General features: G+C 68.2%; 18 protein-coding genes. 12 read left to right on the plus strand and 6 right to left on the minus strand.

Annotation, left to right across the window (positions count from 1 at the left end):
* Positions 1 to 9: 9 nt before the first annotated feature.
* The 7 genes from ACFTS5_RS12270 (at position 10) to ligA (ending at position 14,532) form a co-directional block, all read left to right on the plus strand.
* Positions 10 to 6,435 (plus strand): type I polyketide synthase, encoded by a 6,426-nt coding sequence (locus ACFTS5_RS12270; protein ID WP_378630269.1) that lies wholly within the window; start codon positions 10 to 12, stop codon positions 6,433 to 6,435.
* A complete protein-coding gene (locus ACFTS5_RS12275) occupies positions 6,435 to 7,841 on the plus strand; it encodes a condensation domain-containing protein (protein WP_378630271.1) in 1,407 nt (468 codons plus the stop codon). The genes ACFTS5_RS12270 and ACFTS5_RS12275 overlap by 1 nt, the downstream gene beginning before the upstream one ends.
* Positions 7,838 to 8,554 (plus strand): hypothetical protein, encoded by a 717-nt coding sequence (locus tag ACFTS5_RS12280; RefSeq protein WP_378630273.1) that lies wholly within the window; start codon positions 7,838 to 7,840, stop codon positions 8,552 to 8,554. Before ACFTS5_RS12275 ends, ACFTS5_RS12280 begins: the two co-directional genes overlap by 4 nt.
* The gene (locus tag ACFTS5_RS12285) at positions 8,551 to 9,984 is read left to right on the plus strand and encodes an MFS transporter (RefSeq protein WP_378630275.1); all 1,434 of its coding nucleotides are present in this window, start codon (positions 8,551 to 8,553) and stop codon (positions 9,982 to 9,984) included. Before ACFTS5_RS12280 ends, ACFTS5_RS12285 begins: the two co-directional genes overlap by 4 nt.
* 66 nt (positions 9,985 to 10,050) lie before the next feature.
* Complete coding sequence (locus ACFTS5_RS12290) at positions 10,051 to 11,715, plus strand: bifunctional 3'-5' exonuclease/DNA polymerase (protein ID WP_378630277.1); 1,665 nt, start codon at positions 10,051 to 10,053, stop codon at positions 11,713 to 11,715.
* A gap of 49 nt (positions 11,716 to 11,764) precedes the next feature.
* The gene (locus ACFTS5_RS12295; protein WP_378630280.1) at positions 11,765 to 12,409 is read left to right on the plus strand and encodes a LysE family translocator; all 645 of its coding nucleotides are present in this window, start codon (positions 11,765 to 11,767) and stop codon (positions 12,407 to 12,409) included.
* 131 nt (positions 12,410 to 12,540) lie between these two features.
* Positions 12,541 to 14,532, plus strand: a complete 1,992-nt coding sequence (ligA, locus tag ACFTS5_RS12300) for an NAD-dependent DNA ligase LigA (RefSeq protein ID WP_378630283.1) — start codon at positions 12,541 to 12,543, stop codon at positions 14,530 to 14,532.
* Between the two features lie 16 nt (positions 14,533 to 14,548).
* Here ligA and ACFTS5_RS12305 read toward each other — a convergent pair whose 3' ends face one another.
* The 6 genes from ACFTS5_RS12305 to ACFTS5_RS12330 are packed head-to-tail and all read right to left on the minus strand — an operon-like array spanning position 14,549 to position 20,205.
* Positions 14,549 to 16,159: an acyl-CoA synthetase gene (locus tag ACFTS5_RS12305; RefSeq protein WP_378630286.1), complete on the minus strand. Its 1,611-nt coding sequence runs from the start codon at positions 16,157 to 16,159 to the stop codon at positions 14,549 to 14,551.
* A 24-nt stretch (positions 16,160 to 16,183) separates the two neighbouring features.
* The gene (locus ACFTS5_RS12310; RefSeq protein ID WP_378630288.1) at positions 16,184 to 17,422 is read right to left on the minus strand and encodes a hypothetical protein; all 1,239 of its coding nucleotides are present in this window, start codon (positions 17,420 to 17,422) and stop codon (positions 16,184 to 16,186) included.
* Positions 17,423 to 17,427: 5 nt separating this feature from the next.
* A complete protein-coding gene (locus ACFTS5_RS12315) occupies positions 17,428 to 17,979 on the minus strand; it encodes a nuclear transport factor 2 family protein (protein WP_378630289.1) in 552 nt (183 codons plus the stop codon).
* Positions 17,979 to 18,206 (minus strand): ferredoxin, encoded by a 228-nt coding sequence (locus ACFTS5_RS12320; RefSeq protein WP_378630291.1) that lies wholly within the window; start codon positions 18,204 to 18,206, stop codon positions 17,979 to 17,981. Before ACFTS5_RS12320 ends, ACFTS5_RS12315 begins: the two co-directional genes overlap by 1 nt.
* Positions 18,203 to 19,000, minus strand: a complete 798-nt coding sequence (locus ACFTS5_RS12325; protein ID WP_378630293.1) for an SDR family oxidoreductase — start codon at positions 18,998 to 19,000, stop codon at positions 18,203 to 18,205. Before ACFTS5_RS12325 ends, ACFTS5_RS12320 begins: the two co-directional genes overlap by 4 nt.
* Complete coding sequence (locus ACFTS5_RS12330) at positions 19,000 to 20,205, minus strand: cytochrome P450 (protein ID WP_378630295.1); 1,206 nt, start codon at positions 20,203 to 20,205, stop codon at positions 19,000 to 19,002. The genes ACFTS5_RS12325 and ACFTS5_RS12330 overlap by 1 nt, the downstream gene beginning before the upstream one ends.
* A gap of 233 nt (positions 20,206 to 20,438) precedes the next feature.
* Here ACFTS5_RS12330 and ACFTS5_RS12335 point away from each other — a divergent pair, with 233 nt between their 5' ends.
* Genes ACFTS5_RS12335 through ACFTS5_RS12355 form a run of 5 tightly spaced genes read left to right on the plus strand, consistent with a single transcriptional unit; the run spans position 20,439 to position 25,245 of the window.
* Positions 20,439 to 21,338: an MlaE family ABC transporter permease gene (locus ACFTS5_RS12335; RefSeq protein WP_378630297.1), complete on the plus strand. Its 900-nt coding sequence runs from the start codon at positions 20,439 to 20,441 to the stop codon at positions 21,336 to 21,338.
* A complete protein-coding gene (locus tag ACFTS5_RS12340; protein WP_378630298.1) occupies positions 21,338 to 22,204 on the plus strand; it encodes an ABC transporter permease in 867 nt (288 codons plus the stop codon). The genes ACFTS5_RS12335 and ACFTS5_RS12340 overlap by 1 nt, the downstream gene beginning before the upstream one ends.
* Positions 22,205 to 22,208: 4 nt before the next feature.
* The gene (locus ACFTS5_RS12345; RefSeq protein WP_378630300.1) at positions 22,209 to 23,252 is read left to right on the plus strand and encodes a hypothetical protein; all 1,044 of its coding nucleotides are present in this window, start codon (positions 22,209 to 22,211) and stop codon (positions 23,250 to 23,252) included.
* The gene (locus ACFTS5_RS12350; RefSeq protein WP_378630302.1) at positions 23,252 to 24,250 is read left to right on the plus strand and encodes an MlaD family protein; all 999 of its coding nucleotides are present in this window, start codon (positions 23,252 to 23,254) and stop codon (positions 24,248 to 24,250) included. The genes ACFTS5_RS12345 and ACFTS5_RS12350 overlap by 1 nt, the downstream gene beginning before the upstream one ends.
* The gene (locus ACFTS5_RS12355) at positions 24,238 to 25,245 is read left to right on the plus strand and encodes an MlaD family protein (protein ID WP_378630304.1); all 1,008 of its coding nucleotides are present in this window, start codon (positions 24,238 to 24,240) and stop codon (positions 25,243 to 25,245) included. Before ACFTS5_RS12350 ends, ACFTS5_RS12355 begins: the two co-directional genes overlap by 13 nt.
* Positions 25,246 to 25,249 lie beyond the last annotated feature (4 nt).

Consider the following 25,249-nt stretch of genomic DNA (forward strand, 5'->3'; position numbering starts at 1 on the left):
GGAAATTGCGTGTCGGATATTGCCATTGTCGGAATCGGATGTCGGTTCGCGGGCGGAATCGATTCCCCGGAATCGTTCTGGGACTTTATCGTCGACAAGCGCGACGGCGTCGTGGAGATGCCCGCCGATCGCTGGGATTGGCGCCGCTACTACGACCCCGAACCGCGGACCCCGGGGCGCAGCTACACCAAACACGGCGCCTTCATGACCAACGATCCGTGGGAGTTCGATCCCGACTTCTTCGGGATCTCACCGCGTGAGGCCACGGTGCTCGACCCGCAGCAGCGGTTGATGCTCGAGGTGACCTGGGAGGCCCTCGACGATGCCGGGATCGCGGGGCGCTCCGCCGGCGCGCAGGTGGGGGTCTATGTGGGCGGCTTCGTCGTCGACCAGTCGGTGATCGGCGTGGTGGGCCCCGCGCTGTTCCACACCGACATGCACACCCCGGCCAGCGCCTCCTACACGATGCTGTCCAACCGCATCGCCTACGCGCTGAACCTGATCGGTCCGGCGATCACCGTCGACACCGCGTGCTCGTCGTCGCTGGTCGCGCTGCACCTGGCCTGCCAGGCGCTGGAGAACGACGACTGCGAGGTCGCGCTGGCGGGCGGGGTCAATGTGATGCTGCAGCCGGAAACGTTCGTGCTCATGTGCAAAGGCGGCTTCCTGGCCACCGACGGCCGCTGCAAGTCCTTCGACGCGTCCGCCGACGGCTACGGTCGCGGTGAAGGCGCGGGAATGGTGGCGCTGAAGAAGCTCGACGACGCTGTCCGCGACGGTGATCGCGTGTACGCGGTGATCAAGGCCACCGGGTCGAATCAGGACGGGCGAACGACCGCGATCACGGTGCCGAACGCCGATTCGCAGGAGGCGCTGGCCCGCACCGTGTGCGAACGCTCGGGCCTGGCGCCCGACGAGATCACCTATCTGGAGGCGCACGGCACGGGCACGCTGGTCGGTGATCCGGTCGAATTGCGCGCTCTCGGCAGGGTTTTCGGTGCCGCGTCCGGGCGCAGCGGCACCATCGGCGTCGGCTCGGTAAAAGCCACGATCGGTCACACCGAGGCCGCCGCGGGCGTGGCCAGCGTGATCAAAGCCGCACTGGCACTGCGGCATCGCACGTTGCCGCCGCAGGGCTGGCTCAACGATCCGAACCCCGACATCGCGTTCGACGAGCTGGGCTTGCACATCCAGACCGAGGCGCAACCGCTGCCCGCCGACGCCGCGCCGATGTCGGTGGCGGTCAACGGGTTCGGCTACGGCGGGACCAATGCCCACGCGATCCTGCAGGAGTTCCGCGCGCCCGAAACGCCGACCGAACCGGCCCGCCACCTCGGCATTCTGCCCATCTCGGCCCGCAGTACGGGTGCCGCGCGTGCGTTGGCCGGCCGGTTCGCCGACCTGATCTCCGCGGGGGCCGACCCGGACCGGCTGGCCGAAGCGGCGTGGACCCGGATGGCGCACCACCCGTTCCGCACCGGTGTACTCCTCGACGGTTCCACCGACGACCTGGTCCGTGAACTGCACGAGTACGCATCGGGTACCGGGCGCGACGCCGGCCGCACGGTGTCCTCCAGCGCCGCCGAGCCGGTGTTCGTCTTCTCCGGTATGGGACCGCAGCACTGGAAGATGGCTCGCGGTCTGCTCGCCGCCGGTGGGGTGTTCGCCGAGACCGCCGAGGAGATCGACGCGGAATTCCGCGCGATCGCGGGCTGGTCGATCATCGAGGAGCTGAGCAAGCCGGAGGACGAGTCCCGGGTGACCAGCACCGAGGTCGCGCAGCCCGCGAACTTCCTCGTCCAAGTGGGTCTGGTACGCGAGCTGGCCGAATACGGCATCGTCCCCGCGGCCATCGTCGGACACAGTGTGGGTGAGGTGTCGGCGGCGTATGTCAGCGGCATGCTGACACTGCGCGAAGCGGTGCGGGTGGCCTATCACCGAGCGCGACTGCAGGCCACGACCGCCGGGACCGGCGGGATGCTCGCCGTCGGCTTGACCAAGGAACAGGCCGACGCGCTCGTCGCCGACGATGCGCGCGTCGACATCGCCGCGATCAACAGCCCCACCTCCCTGACCCTGTCCGGCGACGTCGACCGTCTCGACGAGATCGCCGAGAAGCTCACGGAGGACGGCATATTCGCGCGTCGGCTGCGGGTAGAGGTGCCGTATCACAGTCGCCTGATGGACCCGATCCACGACGAACTGCGCACGGCGCTCGCCGATCTGGCGCCGCAGGCGCCCACGGTGGCGCTGTACTCCTCGGTGACGGGGGAACTCGTCACCAACGGCGACTGGGACGCCGAGTACTGGTGGTCGAATGTCCGTCAGCCGGTGCGGTTCTTCGCCGCGGTCGGGAGCTTGATCGCCGCGGGCAACCGGATCTTCCTCGAGGTCGGCCCCCACCCGGTGCTGTCGGGCAATATCCGCGAGGCCCTGGTCGACGCGGACGTGAACGGCACCACCGTGCCCACCCTCGACCGCGAGCAGTCCGATTCGCACAGCATCCGGCGCACCCTCATCGGCCTGCATGCCGCCGGGGTACTCGACCGTGAACTGCTGTTCCCCGCCGAGCGTGGCGTCACCGCGCACGTACCGCTGCCGCGCTATCCCTGGCAGCGCACCCGCCTGCACTCGGCGCTGCCACTGTTCGAGCAGGCCCGCCTCGGCACACCCGGCGGGCACGCGATGCTCGGCGACCCCGATGTGGAGGGCCGCCCCGAGTGGCTGCTGCAGGTGGGCACCGAATTGCTGCCGTGGCTGGCCGACCATGTCGTCAACGGCGTCAAGATCATGCCCGGCGCGGCGTACCTGGATGCCGCGCTGAGTGCCACCGCCGCGCGGATCGGCAGCAAACAGGTTGCGCTGGAGGGCGTTCGGTTCGTCGCGCCGCTGATCATGGGTGCCCCCGATGTGCCGTTGGTCGCGATGAGCGTCGAGGAGGCCAGCGGTCGCTTCATGATCAGATCGCGCAGCGCGACCGGAACAGCGTGGACGGTGCACTCGACCGGGCGCACGCTGACCGGCAGCCACGAGCAGACCGAAGTCGAGGTGCCCACCATCGAGGTCGGTGTCGATGTCGACCCGGCGATGTTCTACGCGGGCCTGGCCTCGGCCGGGCTGCAATACGGTCCGACGTTCCAGCGGGTGACCTCCGTGCGGGTGGGACGCGACGTGGTGCTGGCCACCGTCGACGGGAGCATCGCCGAAGACTCGCGACATCTGGCGCATCCGGCCGTCGTCGACGCCGCGATGCAGTGCGCGGCCATGCTTTTCACCGACGAACGGATCAACGAGGGCGTCATGGTGCCCGTCGGGGTGAACGCGGTGCGGCTGCTCGCCGAACTCCCCGCGGAGATCACCGTCATCGCCCGCCGTGACCCCGGCGCCCGCCTGCGCGCCGATGTCGACCTGCTCGACCGGGACCGAAACCTGGTGGCACGGTTGACCGGCCTGCAGATCGGTGCGCTCAAGCCCGGTGACAGCCCGCTGCACCGGATGGCCGACTTCTACTACACCGAGGTGCTCGAAGAGCGTGACCCGATCGACCCCGCGGCACTGGCCGAAGCCGGGTCGGTGTCGACGGTGATCGTCGCGCTCGGTGACAGCCCGCGCACCGCCGAACTGGCCGCCGCGATCCCGGGGTCGCGGGTGCTGCTCGTCGACCCGGACAGTGACGAACTGGAATCGGAGCTCGTCGCGAATCTGGAGGCGGCGAAAGCCGACGAGACGCAGCGCACCCACGTCTGTGTCGTGGTCGGTGCGGGCACCGACGATGTCGCCGACCTGTGGACGCTCAAGCGCGTCGCGGTCTCGGTCTCGGAGTACGTCACCCCGACCGTGGAAGGGGCCCCGCCGCAGATCAGCTTCGGTGACGGCAACGTCCACGCCACGCTGGTCACCGAATCGGCTTTCACGGTTCCCGGCAGCGATGTCGCACCGAACCCGCGCCAGGCCGCGCTCGCCGGTGGCCGCCGGGTGCTGCTCAACGAGCAGACCCCGCTGCGCTGGCGATTGGTCGACACCGAACCCGGCACCACCGTCGCCGAACTCGTCGCCGAACTGGGTGTGCCCGGTGCCTTCACCTTCGACAACAGCGACGAGGTGCTGCTGCGTGACGGCCGGCGCTGGGCGCCGATGGTGACCAAGCCGCTACCCGAGCGGATCGACGAGCTCGAGACGTCGCACCCGCTGGCCGATCCGGCGGCGAACTTCGAGCTGGATATGCCACGTACGCGGGTGCTCTCGCAGGTGGCATGGCGTGAATGCCCACGTCCGGAGCCGGCCGCGGGCCAGATCGAGGTCGCGATGGCGGTGATCGGATTGAACTACAAGGATCCGCTCAAGGTCATCGGCCTGCTCGGCGAACGCGAACTCGCGCCGACCTATTTCGGCACCGTGCCCGGTATGGAGGGCATCGGCACCGTGGTCCGGGTCGGCGCCGAGGTTACCGACGTCGCGGTCGGCGACAAGGTCGCGGTGGCATCCAAGGGCATGATGCGCCGATTCGCCGTCGTCGATCGGGCGCTGGCGGTGATCGTGCCCGCCGACACCGATCCCGGCTACTGCACCAGCACCATCGCCTTCGGCACGGCCGAATACGCCCTGCACGACCTGGCCCGCCTCGAACCGGGCGAGACCGTGCTGATCCACGGTGCGGCAGGCGGCGTCGGCACCGCGGCCATCCAGGTGGCCAAGTCCATCGGCGCCCGTATCATCGGCACCGCGAGCTCGCCCGAGCGGCGCGAACACGTCCTGGCCATGGGCGCGGATTTCGCGGTGAACTCGCGTTCGCTCAACTTCGTCGACGACGTCCTCGCGCTGACCGGCGGCGCCGGTGCCGACGTGATCATCAGCAGCGCACCCGGCGAGATCCTGCGCCAGAACTTCAACGCCGCCGCCGAATTCGGTCGCATCGTCGAGGTCGGCAAGGCCGACATCTACACCGGTGGTCTGCTGGAACTGGCCAACTTCGACAAGAACCTCGCCTACTACTCGATGGATCTGGATCGCCTGGTCGCGGTGCGCCCGCAACGGCTGTCGCGACTGCTGGAGCGGGTGTTCGAGAAGGTCACCGAAGGCGTCTACACCCCGCTGCCGTACCAGATGTTCGAGACACACGAGGTGAGCCAGGCGTTCGAGGAGACACTGCGGTCCTCGCGTGTCGGCCGGGTCGCCCTGCGGATGGACGACCCGCTGCCGCCCGTGCGGCCCTCGCTGCCGCCGCTCGACATCGACAGTGCCGGAAACTATCTCATCACCGGCGGGTTCGGTGGATTCGGGATGGCGATCGGCCGCTGGCTGGCGCTGCGCGGTGCGCGCAGGCTGGTGCTGGTCGGGCGCAGCGGCGCCGCGACCGAGACGGCGCGCCGCCAGCTCGAGGTGTGGCGCGCGGTGGGCATCGAGGTGATCGAAGAACACGCCGACGTCACCGATGCCGCCGCCGTCGCCGCGATCGTCGCCCGCGCGCACAGTGCACAACACCCGTTGCGCGGGGTGTTCCACGCCGCGGGCGCGGTCGCCGACAACCGGCTCGCCAGCATGGCGCGCGACGAGCTCGACCGGGTCTATCGTCCCAAAGTCCATGGCGCACAAGTGATCCACCAGGCGGTAGCGGACGCGGGTATCACCCTCGACATGTTCGTGCTGTGCTCCTCGGGCGGCTCGATGTACGGGATCTACGGTCAATACAACTACTGCGCCGCCAACGTCGCCGTCGAAACATTGGCCCGGCGCTGGGCCGCCGCGGGGGAGCGCGCACTGTGCATCGGCTGGGGCCACCTGTCCGGCGCCTCGGGCGGCATGGCATCGGATGAAACCGCCGAAAAGTATCTGGACCTGGTGGGTTTCGGTCCGATCGACATGGCCGACGCCACCGCCTACCTCGAACAGACCCTGCGCCTCGGCGTGACGAACGCGGCGATCATTCCCACCGACTGGGCGAAACTGACCGGAACCTTCCCGCAGCTGGTGCGCACCGGCCGCACCGCCGCGCTGGCGCAATCCTCGGCCAAGGACACCTCCGAATTGGCCAAGCTCCGCGCCGAACTCGCCGCGATGGACGAAGCCAAGCGCGGACCCGCGATCGCCCGCAAGATGGCCGACGAACTCGCCGTGGTCATGGGGGTGCCGGTCGAGTCGATCGACATGACGGTGCCCGTACCGGAGTTGGGGCTCGACTCGTTGATGGCGGTCGAACTGGGCGCGCGGGTCACCAAGACGCTCGGCATCGACCTGATGTCGATGCAGATGGGCCGATCGTTCAGTTTGGAACAGGCCGGCCCGAAGGTCGCGGAGCTGATCCTGGCCTCCGAACCCGCTGTCACACCGCCACTTCCGGAGGTGGCGCCCGGTGAATCCGCCCCGCCGATCGTCGAGGTGCCCGACCAGTGGACCGTCGAGCGGCCGGCGGAAGTCTCGATGGCGGGATCGCACTGATGGTCGACTTCGGTTTGATCGACGAATGGCGCCCGGCGCCCGGTCGGCTCGTCACCTGGTTCGCCTCGGCGGACTCGGTCGCGCGCGCGGCCAGGGCGCCGGTCCATCCGGCACCGCCCTCGCTCCAGCAGGAGCAGTACCTGCGCCTGGCCGACCGGCACGCTGGCGCGGACTTCCGGTTCTCGGGCCTGTGCCTGGTCACCGCCGAGATCCCCACCGGTGACCTCGACCGCGACGCGATCACCCGGGCGATCCACGCATTCCTGCTGCGCCACGACACCTTTCGCACCTGGTTCGCCGTCGAAGCCGGTGGCAGCGTGCGGCGACATCTGGTGCCCGAAGCCGATGTCGAGTTCGTGCCGGTCGACTACGGCTCCATCGACGACCCCGAGGCGATCTGCCGGCACGTGGAGAAAACGACACCCGGCCCGTTCCAGTGGGATTGCTTCACGTTCGGCACCATCGAGCACGGCGATTCGACCACCGTGTACCTGGCCGTCGACCACCTGCACACCGACGGTCTCGGGCAGTACCTGTCCGCGGCCGACTTCGCCCAGCTCTACGCCGCGCAGCTGTGGGACGAGGCCGAACCGCTCGCGCCCGCGGCGAGCTATCTCGACTATTGCCGCAACGAGCGGTTCTTCAGCGATCAGCAGAGCCTGTCTTCGCCAGGTGTGAAGAAATGGCTGGCACTGTTGGGCGGCAACGACAACAAGCTTCCGGTCTTCCCCCTCGACCTCGGCAAGAAGACCGACGGATACCATCGCAGCGCCCACCGCAGCGTCGTGCTGTTCGACGACGACGAGGCCGATCGATTCGAAGAGGTCTGCCGTGCCAACGGCGCCGAATTCGTCGGCGGTGTGTTCGCCGCGGCCGCACTGGCCGAACGCGAGCTGGTCGGCTCGGACTACTACTTCGGCATGACCCCGGTGAGCACCAGGACCTCGGCGGCCGAGAACAATTCGGTGGGCTGGTACGTGACGCTCGTTCCGGTCGCGTTCCCGCTCAGCGAACGCACCACGGTCGCCCGCGCGCTAGCGCTCGCGCAGCGGGCCTACGACAGCGGACTCCTGCTGGCGCCCACTTCTTTTCACCGTGTTCTCGATCTGCTGCCCCCCGATTCCGAGATCAAGGCCGAGCCGGGGTGGGTCACCCCGATGATCTCGTTCATCGACGCCAGGGACTTTCTGGGCAACGAGCTGTTCGACAGCATGAACGCCGGGGTCTTCGCCAACCGCGCTGCCTCCGAGGAAGCACTCATCTGGATCAACCGGCTACCGGGCCGGACGTCGCTGAGCGTCATCTTCCCCGACACCGCGATCGCGCAGGAGTCGGTGCGCCGCTACCTGGCCACCATGAAGTCCGTATTCGAAGCCATCATCGACAGCGCCGCGGAGCACCCATGATCCGAGAAGAATTCGTCCCGACCATCTTTCGTGACCCCGGCATTCCCGATGGCGAGAAGTCGAGATACCGCGTCGGCATCACCGGCGAGCCCGGCGGCTTCGAGATATCGCACGTCGTCGTGCACGACCGGGGCGGCTACCACACGACACTCGAGGCGAGCCCGGAGGACAAGAGCGGGCGCGACCGCGAACTGGTGATGACCGTCGAGCAGCGCATAGGGCGCATCGGCGGGCGACTGCACGCGGAAAGCTATCGCGCGCAGACCCGGTCGGGATCGACGGTGGTTTCGCGCGAGGAAGTGAATTTCGTCGACACCGTGCATCTGCAATTCGGTGGCCTGCCCGGTCCGTTCCCGCCGAATGTGATGCCGATCGCCGGTGGGCTGACGATGCTGCGCGGATTGGACTTCGCCGACGGGCTGGTCGACACGGTCGACGTGTGGCTCGCGGCGTCGGTGCACTGGCCACTGCTCGTCCGGGTGGAGAAGCAGGTCGTCTTCGCGGGACCGGCCGGGGTGTTCCCGTGCTGGCAGGTGCGGTTGCGGCCCGGCTTCGACCAGGTGAACGGGATGCTGGACAAGATGGTCGGCTCGGTCGTGCCGCCGTTCATCGCCCTGTTCGAGGTGGCGGCGCCGCACCGGATGGTGCAGTTGAGTTTCCCGACCCAGATGTCGATGTCGGCCCCGCGCGCCACGATGGAATTGGTCTCGTGAGCGAGACCACCGGGGTCGCGAAGGCTCGGGTGCCCGAGCTCGGCGCGTGGCTGGCGTTCGGCGCCTGTCTGATCGCGGTGTTCATGCAGATGATCGACGTGACGATCGTGAACACCGGGCTGCCGAGTCTGACCGCCGACCTCGGTGCGTCCAGGTCGGCGCAGCTGCTGGTGATCTCCGGGTACGCGCTGGCGTTCGCCTGCACCCTGCTCACCGCCGCGCGGATCGGTGCGATGGTCGGTCGGCGCACGATGTTCCTGGTGTCGGTGGTCGCTTTCACCGCGGCATCCGTGTGGTGTGGATTGGCCTCCGGCCCTACCGAACTCGTGCTCGCGCGGGTGGTCCAAGGTGCGGCGGGGGCGGGGATGGCCGCCCAGACGATCGCCATTCTCACAGCCGGTTTTCCGCGCGAGCGCCATCCCCTGGTTTTCGCGCTGTATGGGGGAGTGGCCGGATTCGCCGGGATGCTCGGACCCATCGTGGGCGGCGTGCTGCTCACCATCGATATCGGTGGGTGGGGGTGGCGGTCGGTCTTTCTGATCAACCTGCCGATCGGGCTGTTCGCGTTCGCGTTGGCCTGGAAATTCCTGGACCGGAGCAGCCCGGGCGGTCGTCACCAACTCGATCTGGTCGGTGCCGCGCTGTCCGGGCTCGGCTTGTTCGCGCTGATCGCGGGCCTGGCTCAGATCCAGGAGCACGGGTGGCGGCTCGACCTGCTCGCCGTCACCGGTGCCGGGCTCGTGCTGACGGCGGCGTTCCTCGCCCAGCAACGCACCCGCACCGACCGCGGCGCCAACCCGCTCGTGCGCCTCGACCTGTTCGGCAACCACGGCTTCCGGATCGGCTCGGTGCTGGTCGGCGCGTTCTTCGGGCTGTTCACCGCGTTCGTGTTCGCCGCCTCGATCACCATGCAGGATGTGCTCGGCTACTCGCCGCTGCTCACCGGCATGGTGATGACCCTGTTCGCCCTCGGTGCGGGCGCCGGGGCTCTCGGTTCGCTGATTCTGGTGCCGCGCTGGGATATCTGGGCGCTGGCCGCCGGGATCGCGCTGTTCGGCGGATGTATCGGCGCGGGCGGGGTGTACCTGTATCTGGTCGACGGGGTGGCGAATGCGCTGCTCTGCGCCGGTCCGGTGTTCGCGGCCGGGTTCGGTGTCGGCCTGTTCGGCGTGCAGTTGCAGCCGATGATGCTGTCCGGGTTGGACGCGAATCGGATGGCCGAGTCCTCCGGTGTGCTGCCCACCATCGAACAGGTCGGCAATGCGGTCGGACTCGCGGTGCTGACCACAGTGTTCTTCAGTTCGCACAGCCTCGGCGGCAGCATCATGATGATGGGCGCCATCGCCGCCGTGGCGCTGGTGCTGGCGGTGCTCACCTTGGCGATGCCCTCGCGCGAGCGTCGAGAACAGGCCGCGGTCGGCGTTTCGTAGGGTTTTTGCTGGTCGTCGGCGTGCGGGTGCCGCTGGTTGTCGGACCCCGGTGTCAGACTCTGGCAGGTGAGATGGGCGATAGCGGAGACGGGCGAGGGTGGCGCTCGGTTGTGTCCGCTCGATCAGGACGGTCACCCGGCGGGACCGGTGCTCGACGAGCCCTCGCTCGTCGAGGCGGTGCGCACCCGCCCGGACGTGGAGCGGTGGGTCTGGCGGTCCACGGCCGACATCTACCGCGCGTTGCCGGCAGCGGGCGTATGGGTCGAACGGTGCTACGACGTCCAGGCGGCGGAGTCGTTGCTGATCGGCCACGAGGAAGGACAGGCGGGGCAGGCGCGCTCGCTGGCGGCGGGCTGGGCACGGTTGCACAACCTGGCCGTCCCGCCGGACGCGCCGGTGCGGGCCGCCGAGACGCAGCCGTCGCTGTTCGAGTCGGGCCCGGTGCCACTGCCGCCGGGGATCGACGAGTTCACCGCCCTGCTGGCGGTGTACGCGGGACAGGTCGCGCGCACCGCTCGTGCCGAGCATCCCGAGCGGATGCGACTGCTGCTCGCCGCCGAATCGGCGGGCATGCTCGTCGCCGTCGAGATGGGGCAGCTCGGAATTCCGTGGCGCGCCGACGTCCACCGCGAACTCCTGGATTCGATGCTGGGAGAGCGCTTTCCGGGGGGATCGGAACCGCGGCGGATGGCGGAACTGGCCGAGGAGGTGTCGCGGGCGTTCGGGACAGGAGTCCGAGTCCGGCCCGACCTGCCCGCCGACATCATCAGGGCTTTCGGTCGCGCCGGAATCCTGCTGTCCTCCACCAGGAAATGGGAGCTCCAGCGGATCGACCACCCGGCGGTCGCGCCGCTGCTGGCCTACAAATCGCTGTATCGCCTCTACACCGCGCATGGTTGGTCCTGGCTCGAACAGTGGGTGCACGGCGGACGCTTCCGTCCCGAATACCTACCCGGCGGCACAGTGTCCGGGCGCTGGACCACCAACGGTGGTGGCGCACTACAGATTCCGAAGATCGTCCGGCAAGCGATCCGGGCCGACCCCGGGTGGTCGCTGGTGGTCGCCGACGCCGACCAGATGGAGCCGCGGATCCTCGCGGCGATCTCGCGCGACCCAGGGCTGATGGAAGTGGCCGGTCGTGGCGAGGACCTCTACGCGGACCTGGCCGCCCGCGGATTCGGCGGCGATCGCGATCAAGCCAAGATCGCGCTACTCGGCGCCATCTACGGCCAGACCTCCGGCGACGCTCTGACCCACCTCGCGGGCCTGCGCCGGCGCTATCCCGCCGCCGTGGCCTACGTCGACGACGCCGCGCGCGCCGGCGAGGAAGGCCGTCTCGTCCGCACCTGGTTGGGGCGTACCTGCACACCGCTGTCGGTCGCGCTCGACGACGCGGACCCGCCCCAGGACACCCGCACCGAGTTCGGCGCCGATTCCGCCGCCCGTGCCCGTGGCCGCTTCACCCGCAACTTCGTCGTGCAGGGCAGTGCCGCCGACTGGGCCCTGCTGGTCCTGGCCGGAATCCGGCACGCGATCCGCGACCTCCGTGCGGAACTGGTCTTCTTCCAGCACGATGAAGTGATCGTGCACTGCCCGACCGAGGAGGCCGCTGTGGTGGCCGAAGCGATCACCACCGCCGCAGACACCGCGGGCCGGATCGCCTTCGGGCAGACGCCGGTCCGCTTCCCGTTCACCACCGCCGTAGTGCAGTGCTACGGCGATGCCAAGTAGGAACGCCGCCAGATCAGTACGTCCCCCAGACGGGGTCTAGCGTGGTCGCATGCTCAGTCTCGAACAGCTGGTCACATTCGGCGTGGCGGCCTTGATCATCATCGTAATTCCCGGCCCCAGTGTGGTCTTCGCCATCGGCCGGGCTCTCGCCCACGGCCGGTCCGTCGCATTGGCCAGCGTGGCAGGCAACACCCTGGGCCTGCTCACGGTGCTGGCGCTGGTCTCGGTCGGGCTCGGTGCGATCGTCGCCGAGTCGGCCACGGTGTTCTGGATCGTGAAAATCGCCGGCGCGGCCTACCTGGTCTACCTCGGGGTCAACGCGATCCGGCACCGCGCGGCGTTCGGAGCGGGTGACCTGGACCCGGAACGCTCCGCGTTGCCGTGGCGGACCTCGGTGCGGCAGGGCTTCGTCGTCGGCGCGTCGAACCCGAAGTCGTTCATCCTGGCCGCCGCCGTCGTACCGCAGTTCGTGGATCGAGGCGCCGGGCAAGTCCAGCTTCAGATCTTGCTGCTCGGCCTGATCGCGGTCGCGATCGCCTTGGTGTCGGACAGCCTCTGGGCGGTGCTGGCCGCACGGCTGCGCGACTGGTTCAGCCGGTCGCCGCGACGCGAGGAGACGCTCGGGACCGTCGGGGGCTTGTCGATGATCGGGCTCGGCGTCTCGGTGGCGTTCACCGGCAACCATGCGAAGTAGCGTTGTGACCAGTTCGAACGGCGACACCTGCCGCTCACGGGATTCGGCCGAACGGGGTGAGCTTCCCCCGATCCTGACAGCTCGAGAATGTCGGTCCGTAGATGTCGGTGGGTATCGGTAGCGTCTTGCCCGTGGAAACAGGGGAACGTATCCAAGAACTCGCCGACCGGATGGTGGCGCTGCGCGACGCCTACTACCAGGGAGCGCCGCTGGTCGCCGACGCGGAATTCGATGCGATCGAAGACGAGCTGCGCGCCCTGATCGAGGCGCACCCCGACCTCGCACCGGACCCGAATCCGCTCGAGCAGGTCGGTGCGCCCGCGGTGCTGCACGCCCCGGTCCGGCACTCGCGGCCGATGCTGTCGCTGGAGAAGGCGACCAAGCCCGAGCAGGTCGAGGCGTTCTTCGATCGATTCCCCGGTCAGTCGGTGGTCGTGATGCCCAAGCTCGACGGCTTGTCGCTGGCGCTGGTCTTCGAGAACGGGCGGCTGGCGCGTGCTGTCACCCGCGGTGACGGCACCACCGGTGACGACGTGACCCCACTGGTCCGTGCCCTCGTCGACGGGGTCCCCGAGCGGATCGACCTGCCGGGCCGCGTCGAGGTGCGTGGGGAGGCGGTGATGTTGCGTTCGACCTTCCTGGCCTACAACGCCGCACACCCCGACAAGCCACTGATCAATCCGCGCAATGCCGCGGCGGGCACCCTGCGCGCGAAAGACCCGGCGACCGTGTCGGAACGGCGCTTGCAGTTCTTCGGCTTCGACCTGGATACCGCCGCCGACGACGCCGCGCACGACCTCGGGGAAGGACTGCGGGCGATCGGGGTCGCGGGTGCGCAGATGCGGCTGTGCGCCGACGCCGCGCAGGCCCAGGCGGCGATCACCGAGATCGAGCAGGGCCGCAACGATCTGGACTACGACATCGACGGCGCGGTATTACGGCTGGCCGATCGTGACGCCTACGCGGCGGCCGGAACCCGGTCGAACTCCCCGCGCGGTGCGCTGGCGTTCAAGTTCGCCGCCGAGGAGAAGACCACGCTGCTGCGCGAGGTGATCTGGGATGTCGGCAAGACGGGCAAGATCGTCCCCGTCGCCTGGCTCGAGCCGGTGTTCGTCGGCGGCACAACGGTCACGAAGGCGACGCTGGCGAACCAAGAGGTGATCCGCGCCCGTGACATCAAGGTCGGTGACACGGTGCTGGTGCGCCGCGCCGGTGATGTCATCCCGTTCGTGGCCGGTGTGCTCGACGCCGCCAAGCGCACGGGCGAGGAACTCGAGATCATCTCGCCCACCGAGTGCCCCTCGTGCGCTCAGCCGGTCATCGAGCAGGGCAACAGCCGAGAGCTGTTCTGTACCAACGTCGCCTGTCCCGCCCAAACAGTGCGCAGGCTGATCCACTGGGCCTCGCGCGCGGCGGCCGACATCGACGCCATCGGGGGAGTGTGGATCGAACGCCTCGCCGAGGCAGGCATTCTCGAAAGCCCGTCGGACTTCTACACGCTCACCAAGGAGCGGCTGCTCGAATTCGATCGCATCGGCGAGGTCTCCGCCGCGCGCATGATCGATTCGATCGATGCCAGCCGCCAGGTCGGCCTGCGCCGCGCCCTGATCGGCCTCGCCATCCCGATGGCCTCCGACGGCACCGCCGCGCGCCTGGCCCGGTCGGGCTTCGGCTCCCTCGAAGAGGTCGCCGACGCGGGCGAGGAACGACTGGTCGCGGTAGAGGACATCGGCCCGAAGGTCGCCGCCTCCCTGGTCGCCCACCTGACGCGGTTGCGCCCGGAACTGGACCGCCTGCGCGAGCTCGGTGTGTCCCTGGATGTGCGCGAGGAGGACCTGCCGCCGGTCATCGCGGCAGGCGCACCCCTCGAAGGCAAAACAGTGGTGATCACCGGTGCGATCAGTGACCCACGCTCCGGCGAGAAGGTTGCCCGCCCGACGTTCCAGCGCCTGTGCGAGCAGGCGGGCGCGACGGCGGCCTCCTCGGTCTCGGCGAACACCGACCTGCTCATCACCGGAGCGGGCGTCGGTGACAGCAAGCTGGCGAAGGCCGAGAAGCTCGGGGTCGAGGTCGTCGACCAGGGCGAGATCTGGAAGCTGCTGATCGACGCCAAGATCATCTGACGAGCGCGGCGATGCCTCACTCGGACTGATGGTCGGGGGTTCGGCCGGCGACGAAGTCCTTGGCCCAGCGGTAGTCGGGTTTGCCACTGGGGGAGCGGGAGATCGTGTCCGCTATCCAGATGCGTTTGGGGATCTTGTACCCGGCGAGGTGGGGGCGCAGATGGGTGCGCACGGCGTCGAAGTCCAGGGTGCGGTCGGGGGCGATCGAGATGATCGCCGCCACCTGCTGGCCCCACCGTTCGTGCGCGACACCGATGACGACCGCGTCGTAGATCGCGTCGTGTGACTTCACGACGGCTTCGACCTCCTCGGGGAACACCTTCTCCCCGCCGGTGTTGATCACCATGTTGCCGCGTCCGATCAGGGTGATCGAGCCGTCGGACTCGGCGCGGGCACGGTCGTCGGTGACCACGATGCGGGCACCGTCCACCGTCTTGAACAGCCGGGCGGTGCGTTCGGGGTCGTTGTAGTAGCCGAGCGGGACCGCGCCGGTCTTGGCCAGCCAACCCTCCTCGCCGGCGGCGACGGGCCGTCCGTCCTCGTCGACGACCACCGCCCCGCGCCCGGTCTGCACTCGTGGTCCGCGTGCCGGATCGTCGTCCTTCTGCGCGAAACCGATACCGCCGAAACCGGTTTCGGACGAGCCGATCGAGTCCGACACCATCGACGTCGGAAACTGCTCCAGCAGCGCGTTCTTCACGGGCTGGGACAGCAGCGCGGCCCCGGAGGCGATGACGAGCAGCGAGGAGGCGTCCACCGGTTTCTCGCTGTAGGTGTCGATGAGCGGGCGGGCCATCGCGTCGCCGGTGATGACCATGACGTGCGGCTTGTGGGTAGCCACGGACTGCCAGATCCGCTCCGGGTCGAAGCGCGGCTCGAACAGCACGCTGTTGCCCGACCACAGCGCGTTGAAGGTCGGCATCATGGCCGCGGCGTGGATCAGCGGCGGGAGCACGAACCAGATGGCGGGCACACCCTGGGCGCCGGTCGCGGACTGCTGGAATTCGTCGCGCACCGGTTCACCGCTGTAGAAGTCGACGCCGCCACCGAGCACACGCCACATGTCCTCCTGACGCCACATGACGCCTTTCGGCATGCCGGTGGTGCCGCCGGTGTACATCATGAACAGGTCGTCCGCGGTGCGAGTGACCGAGGGGCGGATCGGGTTTCCCGCCTCGACAAGCTGCTCGTACAGGACCGCGCCGGTCTCGGGGGTACCGACGTCGCGGTCGTCGTCGACACAGATCGACAAGCGCAGTTCCGGAGCGAGCGCGAGGGCCGCGCGGACTGTCTCGGTGTAACAGGCGTGGTACAGCAGGACTTCGAGGTCGGCGTTGTTGTAGACATAGGCCAGCTCGGTCGGCCCGTACCGGTAGTTGATATTGATCGGGACGGCGGCCAGCTTGAAGCACGCGAGTAACGTCTCCATGGTCTCGATGCTGTTGTGCATCTGGAATCCGACGTGCGTGCCGTGGCCGACGCCCGCCTCGGCGAGCTGGTGCGCGAGCCGGTTGGCACGAATATCGAGTTCCCGGAACGTCACTCGACGATCGCGCTGAATCAGCGCGATCCGATCGGGCATGGCGTCGACGGAGTGTTCGAACAGGTCGGCGAAGTTGTTGGCCATGTCAATCCATCTCTCGACGATCTCTCACACGACGGTGAGCGGCAGGGGTTTGCCCCGGTCGGTGAAGGCGAAGCTCGCACCGGTGCTGAAGCGGGTCACCGCGACCTCGGACGCTTCGCGGAAGGGTTGTTCGGCCCGGTCGATCTCGACGGTCCAGCCGTGCTGGTCGGTGGCGGCCACCCGCGCGACGAATCGCGGGTCGACTCCACGCACAAGGGCATCGAGCGGGCGAAGGTCCTCGGGCGTCAGCATCGAGGGCCACGCACCGTCGGTCCGCGCCCCGCTGGAATGCGGAAACCGCAGACGCACCACAGAGTCCACTACCGCGATATCGATTCCCGTGTAGCCCAGCGGGTTCAATGCCGGATGCACGCGCAGAATCTTGGCCAGCGCAGCGGGATCGCGGCCGAGATCCAGGCAGTCGCGGATGCGCTCGGAGGTCAGCCCGGCGATCCCGGCGAACTGCTTGCGCCCGATGCCGAGGGCGGTCGCCGCATCGGCGCGTTCCCCGATGGCGACCATGAACCCGAGGGTCAGCAGGTGCTGTTGCAGGCAGATCTCGTCGGCCATCCGCCGCAACGCCGCATGGGAGAAATCGGCGAACCGCAGATCGCTCAGGAGCGGACCGGTGTAGTCGGACAGGCCCTCCTCGCTCGCGTCGATCTCGGCCAACTCCAGCCCCGCGGCAACGGAATTCGCGAGCAGCGCGGCGTTGCGGGGGACCTCGGGCGGGACGTGCGCGGAATCGATGACGACCGTCCACGCGCACACCGGAGTCCGGTCGGCGGGCATGCGCGGTGGGCGGTGCACCGGCCGCACCTGGGCGTGCGGGTTGGTGGCCAGGGCGGTGGCATCGAAGGTGGGGTCCTCGATGTCGTGGCACATCGCCACCACGAACTCCTCGCCCATCGGCTCCACATCGGCCAGCGCCCCGCAGTGATCGAGCCAGAACTCCCCGTGATCGTGGTCGTCCACGCGGAACCGGAAGTCCATGAACTGCGGTGGCGCGCCGATGTCGAGTTGCAGCCCTTTGAAGATGGTTTCGACACTGTCGCCGGTGAAGCTCAACGCTCGCTGCATCCGGCGGGTGTAGATCGGACTGGCCAGCTGCCACTCCTCGATCGCGACCGCCGTCATTCCCTCGCGGCCGAAGGCGGCGATGGTGTGCGCCATCCCGGACCGGTCGATGAGGTGACCGCACAGCAGCAGTTCGGGGACCAGCGCGGCCAGCTGGTCTCGGGACAGTTCCGAGTACCTGCTCATCGACGTCACCACAGGGAAGCAGGCGATTCGCCGATGGGGTACCAACCGGGCAGCGGGTCACGCGAGACGGAGCGCTCGATGCGCTGGTGCATGCCCGGCGACAGCGCGTTGTCGGTGATCATGTCGAGGAACATCGCCGAGACATTGCCGAAGTCGAAGAAGTCACGCTGCCAGGACCATTGGAAGTCGCCGCCGTAGCGGAACCAGCTGCCACCGATGCCCTCGGGGGAGTAGTGGCGTCCGTCGGCGCGCTTGCCCTCGTTGATCTGCTTCCAGAAGCCGATGACGGTGCCGCTGCGTTCGTCGACGACGAACTCCTGATACGGGTAGGTCCACCCCTCGAGGCCGAGCATCTCCTGGCCGAGTGCGTAGTCGCGGATCTCGTCGCGGCCGACGGCCATGAACTCCTGCTTGGGGCCATAGTTCCAGCCGTAGGTGGCATCGGCCGTGTACATCTCGGCGAGGGGCTTCCAGTCACCCTTCTCCTCACATCGCTGGTTCTCCACGACCCAGCGCCGAATCATCTCGTCGAGTTCGGCCCGCTCGAAACTTGCCATCAGTCTGTGCCTTTCGCAGGGGAGTCGGATTCGCCACCGTCGGCGATCGACAGAGCTCGGGTGGGGCAGTAGCGGATCGCGGCCTCGACGGCCTTGTGCTCCGCGGCGCCCGGGGTGGCGTCGGTGATCTGGACCGGGCCGCGCTTGGGCACGGTGAAGACCGCGGGCGCCTCGTCCTGGCAGACGCCGTGTCCCTGACACAGGTCCAGGTCGACCACGATCCTCATGACGCTCCTCCGTCCGGCGTCGGCCGCAGCGGTGCCTCGGGCTGCACCTCGACCAGCACCATGTGCGCGCCCCGCGGGACCGAGACCACCGTCGCGACCGCGTCGGCGAGGTGGTGCGGTCGCAGCATGTAGGGGTGGCGGGCCAAGCCCCAGTTCTTCCAGTCCTGCAGTACCGGCCCGACGATCTCGGGAGTCGAATCCATGCCCATTCCGGTGAGGGTCGGACCGGGGCGTACCAGCGAGGCGCGAATTCCGGTGCCCTCCAGTTCCATTCGCAACTGACCGACCATCGCCTCCAGCCCGTTCTTGGCGGCGCTGTAGGCGCCGGACCGTGGCCGCGGGTTGTCGGCGCAATCGGAGCTGATCACGACCAGATCGCCGCGCCGCCGCGTGGTCATCCCGGGCAGTACCCGGTGCACGAGACGTTGCGCGCCGACGAGATGGACCTGCACCTGGAACAGGAAGCGTTCCGGGTCCATCTCCCCGACCAGGGAGAATTCGATATCTCCCGCGCCGGAGACGAGGATCTCGGTCGGGCCGAGCGTGCGCTCGGAGGCCGTGACGAACTCGTCGACGGAGTCGGCATCGGTGACGTCGAGACGGTGGGCGTACGCCTCGCCGCCACCGGCGCGGATCTTGGCCGCGATCTCCTCGCACAGCTCCACCCGGCGCGCGCCCAAGGCCACCGGATGGCCGAGTTCGGCGAGCGCGACGGCCGTCGCGGCGCCGATTCCGGAGGACGCGCCGGCGATCAGCGCGGGTCTGCGGTCGGGATGGGGTTCGAATCGGGGCACTAGCTCACCTCTACTGTGATGGGGAGTTTGGCGAAGCCGCGGACGTTGGTGGAGTGCACCCGTTCGATGCCGTCGGCGTCGACGTTGTATCCGGTGACGCGCGAGGCGAATTCGCCGAGCACGATGGTGGCTTCGAGCCGGGCCAGGTGCGCGCCGAGGCAGAAGTGCACGCCCGCACCGAAACTGGCGAGTGCGCTGCTGTCGTTGCGGTCGATCACGTAGCTGTCGCCGTTGTCGAAGGCGGTCGCGTCGCGATTGGCCGAGCCGATCAGCAGCAGCACCTTGGCGCCTGCCGGGATGGTGCCGCCGTGGTAGTCGAGGTCGACCGCCGCGGTGCGGGCCACGATCTGGCTGGAGGTGTCGTAGCGCAGCGTCTCCTCCACCCAGTCGCTCACCAGTTCCGGCTCGGCGACCACCTTGGCGTATTCCGCGGGATTGGCCGCCGCCCAGTAGAGTGCGTTGCCCAAAAGTTTGGTGGTGGTTTCGTTTCCGGCGACGACCATCAGGAACATGAAGCCGATGATCTCCTCGTCGGTGAGGGTGTCGTCGTCGATTTCGGCATCCAGCAGCGCCGAGGTGAGATCGTCGGCGGGCGCGGCACGGCGCTGGGCGACCATGTCGGCGTAGTAGCCGAACAGCCGAATCGAGGCGTCGATCGCGTCGACGGGTACATCGAGGACGCCCTCTTCGCGGTGCACCACGAGATCGGCCAGCCGGCGGATCTCGGCGCGATCGGGCTCGGGCACGCCCATCAGTTCGGAGATGACGTCCATCGGCAATTTGCCCGCGACCTCGTCGATCCAGTCGAAGCTGCCGCGCGCGAGGGCCGGCTCGAGATGTTCCAGGGTGATCTCTCGGATGCGGACTTCCATCTCGGCGACGCGTTTCGGTGTGAATCCCTTGAAGACGAGCCTGCGCATCCGCATATGCCGTGGATCGTCCATCGCCAGGAACGACATCACCCGATGCGCATGCGGACCCCAGGCAGCCGGATCGAGGGAGACGCCATTGGCGCTGGAGAGCCGGTTGCTGTCGCGAAAAGCCGCGATCACATCGGAATGCCGGGAAAGCGCCCAGAAATCGAGATCGGGATTGTGATAAAGCGGCGCCTCGGTGCGCAGGCGGTGGTAAGTCGGATACGGATCATCGTGGAATCCGTAGTCGTACGGGTCGAAAGTCAGGGGTTGCACAGCAGCGCTCGTCATCGTGAATACCCCGGTTTCGATAGGTCGTCGCCACCGGGTGCTGGGGTCGATCGCACCGAGGGAGACAGGTAGCTGGACATGTGTCTGGACGGTACCATCGACACAAGTTCGGCACAACGGTTTCCAGGCCGAAGGAGGGCCTCGACCGGCCGTTGTCGGCGGATTTCGAGGCTGGTCAGAAATCTGGACCAGTGTCTGGAATGTGGTCCAAATCATATGGTACGGTCACCGCCATGGCAGGGGTAGACGGCGAAGTCGCACCGGCTCGGGTCGGTGCGGCGGACACGGGCGACCCGGATGTATCGCAGGCGGAACAGGCGAGTGCGGCCCGGATAATTCGACGCAACTTCTCCGAGACCGTCCTTTCGAGCGTGGCAACGCTCGGCCGGGCATTGCGGATGGGCGCCGGCGCCGTCTATCTCGGGGCGAACGACGCCGTTCGCGGGCGATTCCAGATACACGAAACTCTCGCGCAGGCCTGGTTTCTGATCAGAGTTACCGCGGTGCCGAGCATTTTGATGGCCATCCCGTTCGGTGTCATCGTTTCCGCCCAGGTCGGCAATATCGTGTCCGAACTCGGCGCCGATTCGATGATCGGTGCCGCGGGTGGTCTCGGCGTCATCAAACAGGGCGCGCCGATGGCCACCGCGATGCTGCTCGGCGGTGCGGGCGCCGCCGCGATCGCCGCCGATCTGGGGGCGAGAACCATCCGTGAAGAAGTCGACGCGCTCCGGGTGATGGGCATCGACCCGGTGCAGCGGCTGGTGGTGCCCCGCATCGCGGCCATGATGCTGGTCGCGCCGCTGCTCAATATCTTGATCATCTTCGTCGGTATCAGCTCCGGGTTCGTGGTCGCGGTATCGGCGTTGAACGTCACCCCGGGCAGCTACTGGCAGTCCTTCGGTTCCTTCACCACCTCGATCGACGTGTGGGTCTCGCTGGTCAAAGCGTTGATCTTCGGGTTCCTGGTCGTCGTGATCGCCTGTCAGCGCGGGTTGGAGGCCAAGGGTGGACCGCGCGGTGTCGCCGACGGGGTCAACGCGGCCGTGGTGATGTCGATCGCCGCGGCCGTGGTGCTGAACACCGTGATCACCCAGGTGGTCACCGTGTTCTTCCCGGTGAGGATGGCCTGATGAGCGCCGCTCCGTACTATCCCGCCGGGCTGCGCTGGGTGGGCAGACTCCGGCGCCGCGGTATCCGGCCGCTCGGTCCGATCGAGTCGATCGGCTTCGTGATCGGCTTCGGCTGGCAGGTGCTCTCGTCGGTGCCCTACACGCTGGTGCACTACCGGCGGCAGACGGTCACGATGGTGACGGACATGACGTGGGGTCGCGGGTCGGTGATCATCGGCGGCGGCGTGGTGCCCCTGATGCTGTTGCTCGGCGCCGCCATGGGCGCGTCCATCGGCATCGAGGCGTTCAGCGCGCTGAACCTGTTGTCGCTGGGTCAGCTCAGCGGTCTGATCTCGGCCTTCGGGGTGACCCGCGAGCTCGCGCCGATCGCGGCCGGGATCGGCTTCGCGGCCCAGGCCGGGTGCCGGATGACCGCCGAGATCGGTTCGATGCGCATCTCCGAGGAGATCGACGCGCTGGAATCACTCGGGATCCGGTCGGTGCCCTTTGTGGTCACGACGCGGGTCATCGCCGGGATCTTCGCCGTCGCACCCGCATTCGTGGTCGCGCTGATTCTGAGCTACGCCTCCTGCGCCTTCATCGTGACGACCATCCACGGCACACCGACCGGGACCTACAACCACTACTTCGATCAGTTCGTGGTCGGGTGGGACGTGTTCGCCGCGACCGTCAAGGTGATGGTGTTCGCCATCGCCGTCGTGCTGATCCATTGCTATCAGGGCTATTTCGCCACGGGCGGCCCCGAAGGCGTCGGCATCGGTTCCGGGCGCGCCATTCGGGCGAGCCTGGTGGCGATCATCGCGCTCGACATGGTCGCCACCATCGCACTGTGGGGATTTCAATCCCCCGTCACGTTCACCGGGTGATGCCATGCCTGCCTACGCCCTGCCGGGAACCGAAGTCGGGCCGCTGCGCGCCCGGATCCTCGGCGCGCTCGCCATCGCGCTCGCGCTACTCGCCGTGCTGGTCTGGCGCGTGGTCCCCGACAGTGTGCCCGCCGACCAGATCCGGGTCGCGCTGCTGGTCGGCGAGGTCGGCGAGGGAGTGGGGGAGGGCACCGAGGTCCGGCTCGACGGTGTGCGGGTCGGCTCGGTCGACACGATCGACTTCGCCGGCCGGAGCAAGCAGCGCATCGAGCTCACGCTGAGCGGGTCTCAGCTGTTCGGCCTGACCGACGCGCTGGCCGTCGACTACGCGCCGGGAAACCTGTTCGGCATCAGCGCCATCGAGCTGCACTCGACGGTGGGCGGTGCTGAGCTGGTCGACGGTTCGATTGTCGACTTGACCGGTCGTGACGCTGATCGGGTCCACGACGCCACGCTCTCCGCCTTGCTGAAAGCAACGGGACAGCTCACCGACGAGGTGCTGACACCGAAACTCGTCGCCTTGCTCAGTACCGTCTCCCGCGATCTGACGGCGTTCACCCCGCTGCTGGAAGCCATCGGCACGACCGCCCGCTCCTATGCCGAGACCAGGCAGCTACCGCCCTCGGTGCTGTTCGAGCAGTTCGGTTCGGCGCTGACCGGTCTGCCGCCGATGCTGACCGGCGGCCTGACGCTGCTGAACGCGGAGTACACGAACAAATACCTGGCGGTCCCCGATCAGCTCCAGCGGTTCGGCCGGATGTTCGAGGGCGTCCAATACCAATTGCTGCCGACGGTCACGCGACTGTTCAGCACCTCTCAACAGTACTTCGGGGAGATCCTGCCCATGCTCAGCCTTGTCCTCGACCGCCTCGCCGCCTCGGTCAGCACCCCGCAGCGCTCGGCGCAGCAACTGAGCGAGCTGCTCACCCGACTCGACACCGCCTTCCAGGACACAACCGAGGGCCCGGTGCTCCGAGCCGACGTCGCGCTCGACGGTGTGCCGGGTCTGGCCGCGCCGCTGGCCGCGATGCTCGGGGGCGGGCACTGATGACAACGCGTGCCCTGCTGATCCGGGTAGCCACCGCGGTCGCGCTGATGGCAGTGGTGCTGGTCGGCGTCCTGCGCGTGATCGAGCGACCCGTCGACGGCGAAACCGACACCTATACAGCGCTGTTCACCGATGCGAACGGGCTGCGCAGCGGTGACGACGTGCGCCTCTACGGGGTGCAGGTCGGCAAGGTGGTGGCCGTCGAACTCGACGGCGCGCTCGCCCGCGTGCGCTTCACCGTCGCGCGGGATCGGACGCTGTTCATCAACTCCCGGATCGCCATCCGCTACCAGAACCTCACGGGTTTCCGGTATCTGGGCGTCGAACAACCCGACCAGCCGACGGGCCGACGTGATCCGGCGTCGGTTTTCAGCACCGCGGAGACGGTGCCGGACTTCGACATCACCCGTCTGTTCAAGGGTTTGCAGCCGGTGCTGGCCGAACTCTCTCCCGAGGATCTCAACCAGTTCGCGACCAGCATCCTCGCGGTGATCCAGGGCGACGGCACAGGTCTCGGGCAGGCACTGGGCGCCATCGACAAGCTCAGCCGCTTCGCTTCCGACCGTCAGGTGGTCCTGTCGACGCTCGCGCGCAACCTCGCCGAGGTCGCCGATCATCTCGACGGAAAGTCGGGGAACGCCATCACGCTGCTGACCAATCTGACCAACCTGTTCATGGCCATCACCGCGAAACTGCCCGGGCTGGTGGACTTCTCGATCGGTATCCCCGGTGTGCTGAAACCGCTGCGCAGCATGCTGACCGTCTTCGGGGTCACCGGCGAGCCGAACAGCGATCTTGACGCGGCGCTCACCAGAGCCTTTCCCGATCCGTACGAGGCGGTGGCCGCGTTCGAGAGCCTGCCCGGCCTCATCCAGTCGATGACGCGCGCGATTCCCCAGACCGGGCCCGACCTCACCTGCTCGCACGGTGACGCCACCGCACCGCCACCGCTGCAAGTGCTCATCGCCGGACAGGGGATCGTGCTGTGTCACCGATAACGCGCCGACGCGTCGTCAACGACCCCCGCGTGGGTGAATTGTGCTGGGGGATAGCGGGAATGTGCGCCGCGGTACTGCTCCTGGTCGCGATCGGTCTCGTCTATGTCACCGGAACCACCGCGCAGAGAACCTATTCCGCCGACCTGACCGAGGCAGGTTCGGTCCGCGTCGGCGACGATGTGCGGCTCGCCGGGATCCCCGTCGGGAAAGTGGCCTCGCTGGACCTGCTGCCCGACCGGGTCAGGATGAAGTTCACCGTCGCCGCCGACGCGTTCATCGGCGATCAGACCACCCTCGATATCCGGATGCTGACCTTTGTCGGCGGCTACTACGTGGCGGTGCTGCCCGCGGGCACGCGACCGCTGGGTGATGCGGTGCTGCCCGCGCAGCGAGTGATCGTGCCCTACAACCTGACCCGGGCATTCCAGGACGCGGTGGAGCCGGTGCGCCGCATCGACGGCGAGGTCTTCCGACGCGACCTCGCCGCGCTGTCCACCGCGATCGACAAGAGCCCGGACGCGGTGCGGTCGGCCGTGCGCGCCGCCGGTGACGTGGTCGCGATCCTGGACGAGCAGAACGCGGACATCTCGCGCACCCTGTCCATCGCCGACGAGTACCTCAGCGCACTGCGGGCCAACGCCGAGGTGCTGGCGAACCTGATCATCACCCTCGGCACGCTCGAGCAGATCATCCAGACCAACAAGGTGGTGGTCGCGGATTCCCTGATCGATCTGTCGGTCGTCCTGAAACAGGTCACGCCGCTCGGGCGCGCGTGGGACGCCTCGATCGCGCAGCGGGTGGCCCCGCTCGCCGCGGCGGTCCCCGCGCTCGAAGAGCTCGGTACGCGCCTGGGCGCCCTGTTCGATTCGGTGCGCGCGCTGGAGCAGCGCTTGCTCCCGCTGCTTCCGCCGGGCGGCGGGGTGAGCGTCGATCAATCCGGGGCGGCGATCCAGTTACCCGCGGTCTGCGTGCCACTGCCGGGGGGTGGCTGTTGATATC

The sequence above is a fragment of the Nocardia sp. NPDC056952 genome (assembly GCF_042674185.1).
Lineage (GTDB): Bacteria > Actinomycetota > Actinomycetes > Mycobacteriales > Mycobacteriaceae > Nocardia.

Bases quoted from the DNA above. Each gene is read 5' to 3' on its own strand.
- ACFTS5_RS12275 (WP_378630271.1), top strand. From the start codon at position 6,435: ATGGTCGACTTCGGTTTGATCGACGAATGGCGCCCGGCGCCCGGTCGG.
- ACFTS5_RS12280 (WP_378630273.1), top strand. From the start codon at position 7,838: ATGATCCGAGAAGAATTCGTCCCGACCATCTTTCGTGACCCCGGCATT.
- ACFTS5_RS12295 (WP_378630280.1), top strand. From the start codon at position 11,765: ATGCTCAGTCTCGAACAGCTGGTCACATTCGGCGTGGCGGCCTTGATC.
- ACFTS5_RS12305 (WP_378630286.1), bottom strand. From the start codon at position 16,159: ATGGCCAACAACTTCGCCGACCTGTTCGAACACTCCGTCGACGCCATG.
- ACFTS5_RS12310 (WP_378630288.1), bottom strand. From the start codon at position 17,422: ATGAGCAGGTACTCGGAACTGTCCCGAGACCAGCTGGCCGCGCTGGTC.
- ACFTS5_RS12315 (WP_378630289.1), bottom strand. From the start codon at position 17,979: ATGGCAAGTTTCGAGCGGGCCGAACTCGACGAGATGATTCGGCGCTGG.
- ACFTS5_RS12320 (WP_378630291.1), bottom strand. From the start codon at position 18,206: ATGAGGATCGTGGTCGACCTGGACCTGTGTCAGGGACACGGCGTCTGC.
- ACFTS5_RS12330 (WP_378630295.1), bottom strand. From the start codon at position 20,205: ATGACGAGCGCTGCTGTGCAACCCCTGACTTTCGACCCGTACGACTAC.
- ACFTS5_RS12335 (WP_378630297.1), top strand. From the start codon at position 20,439: ATGGCAGGGGTAGACGGCGAAGTCGCACCGGCTCGGGTCGGTGCGGCG.
- ACFTS5_RS12340 (WP_378630298.1), top strand. From the start codon at position 21,338: ATGAGCGCCGCTCCGTACTATCCCGCCGGGCTGCGCTGGGTGGGCAGA.
- ACFTS5_RS12345 (WP_378630300.1), top strand. From the start codon at position 22,209: ATGCCTGCCTACGCCCTGCCGGGAACCGAAGTCGGGCCGCTGCGCGCC.
- ACFTS5_RS12350 (WP_378630302.1), top strand. From the start codon at position 23,252: ATGACAACGCGTGCCCTGCTGATCCGGGTAGCCACCGCGGTCGCGCTG.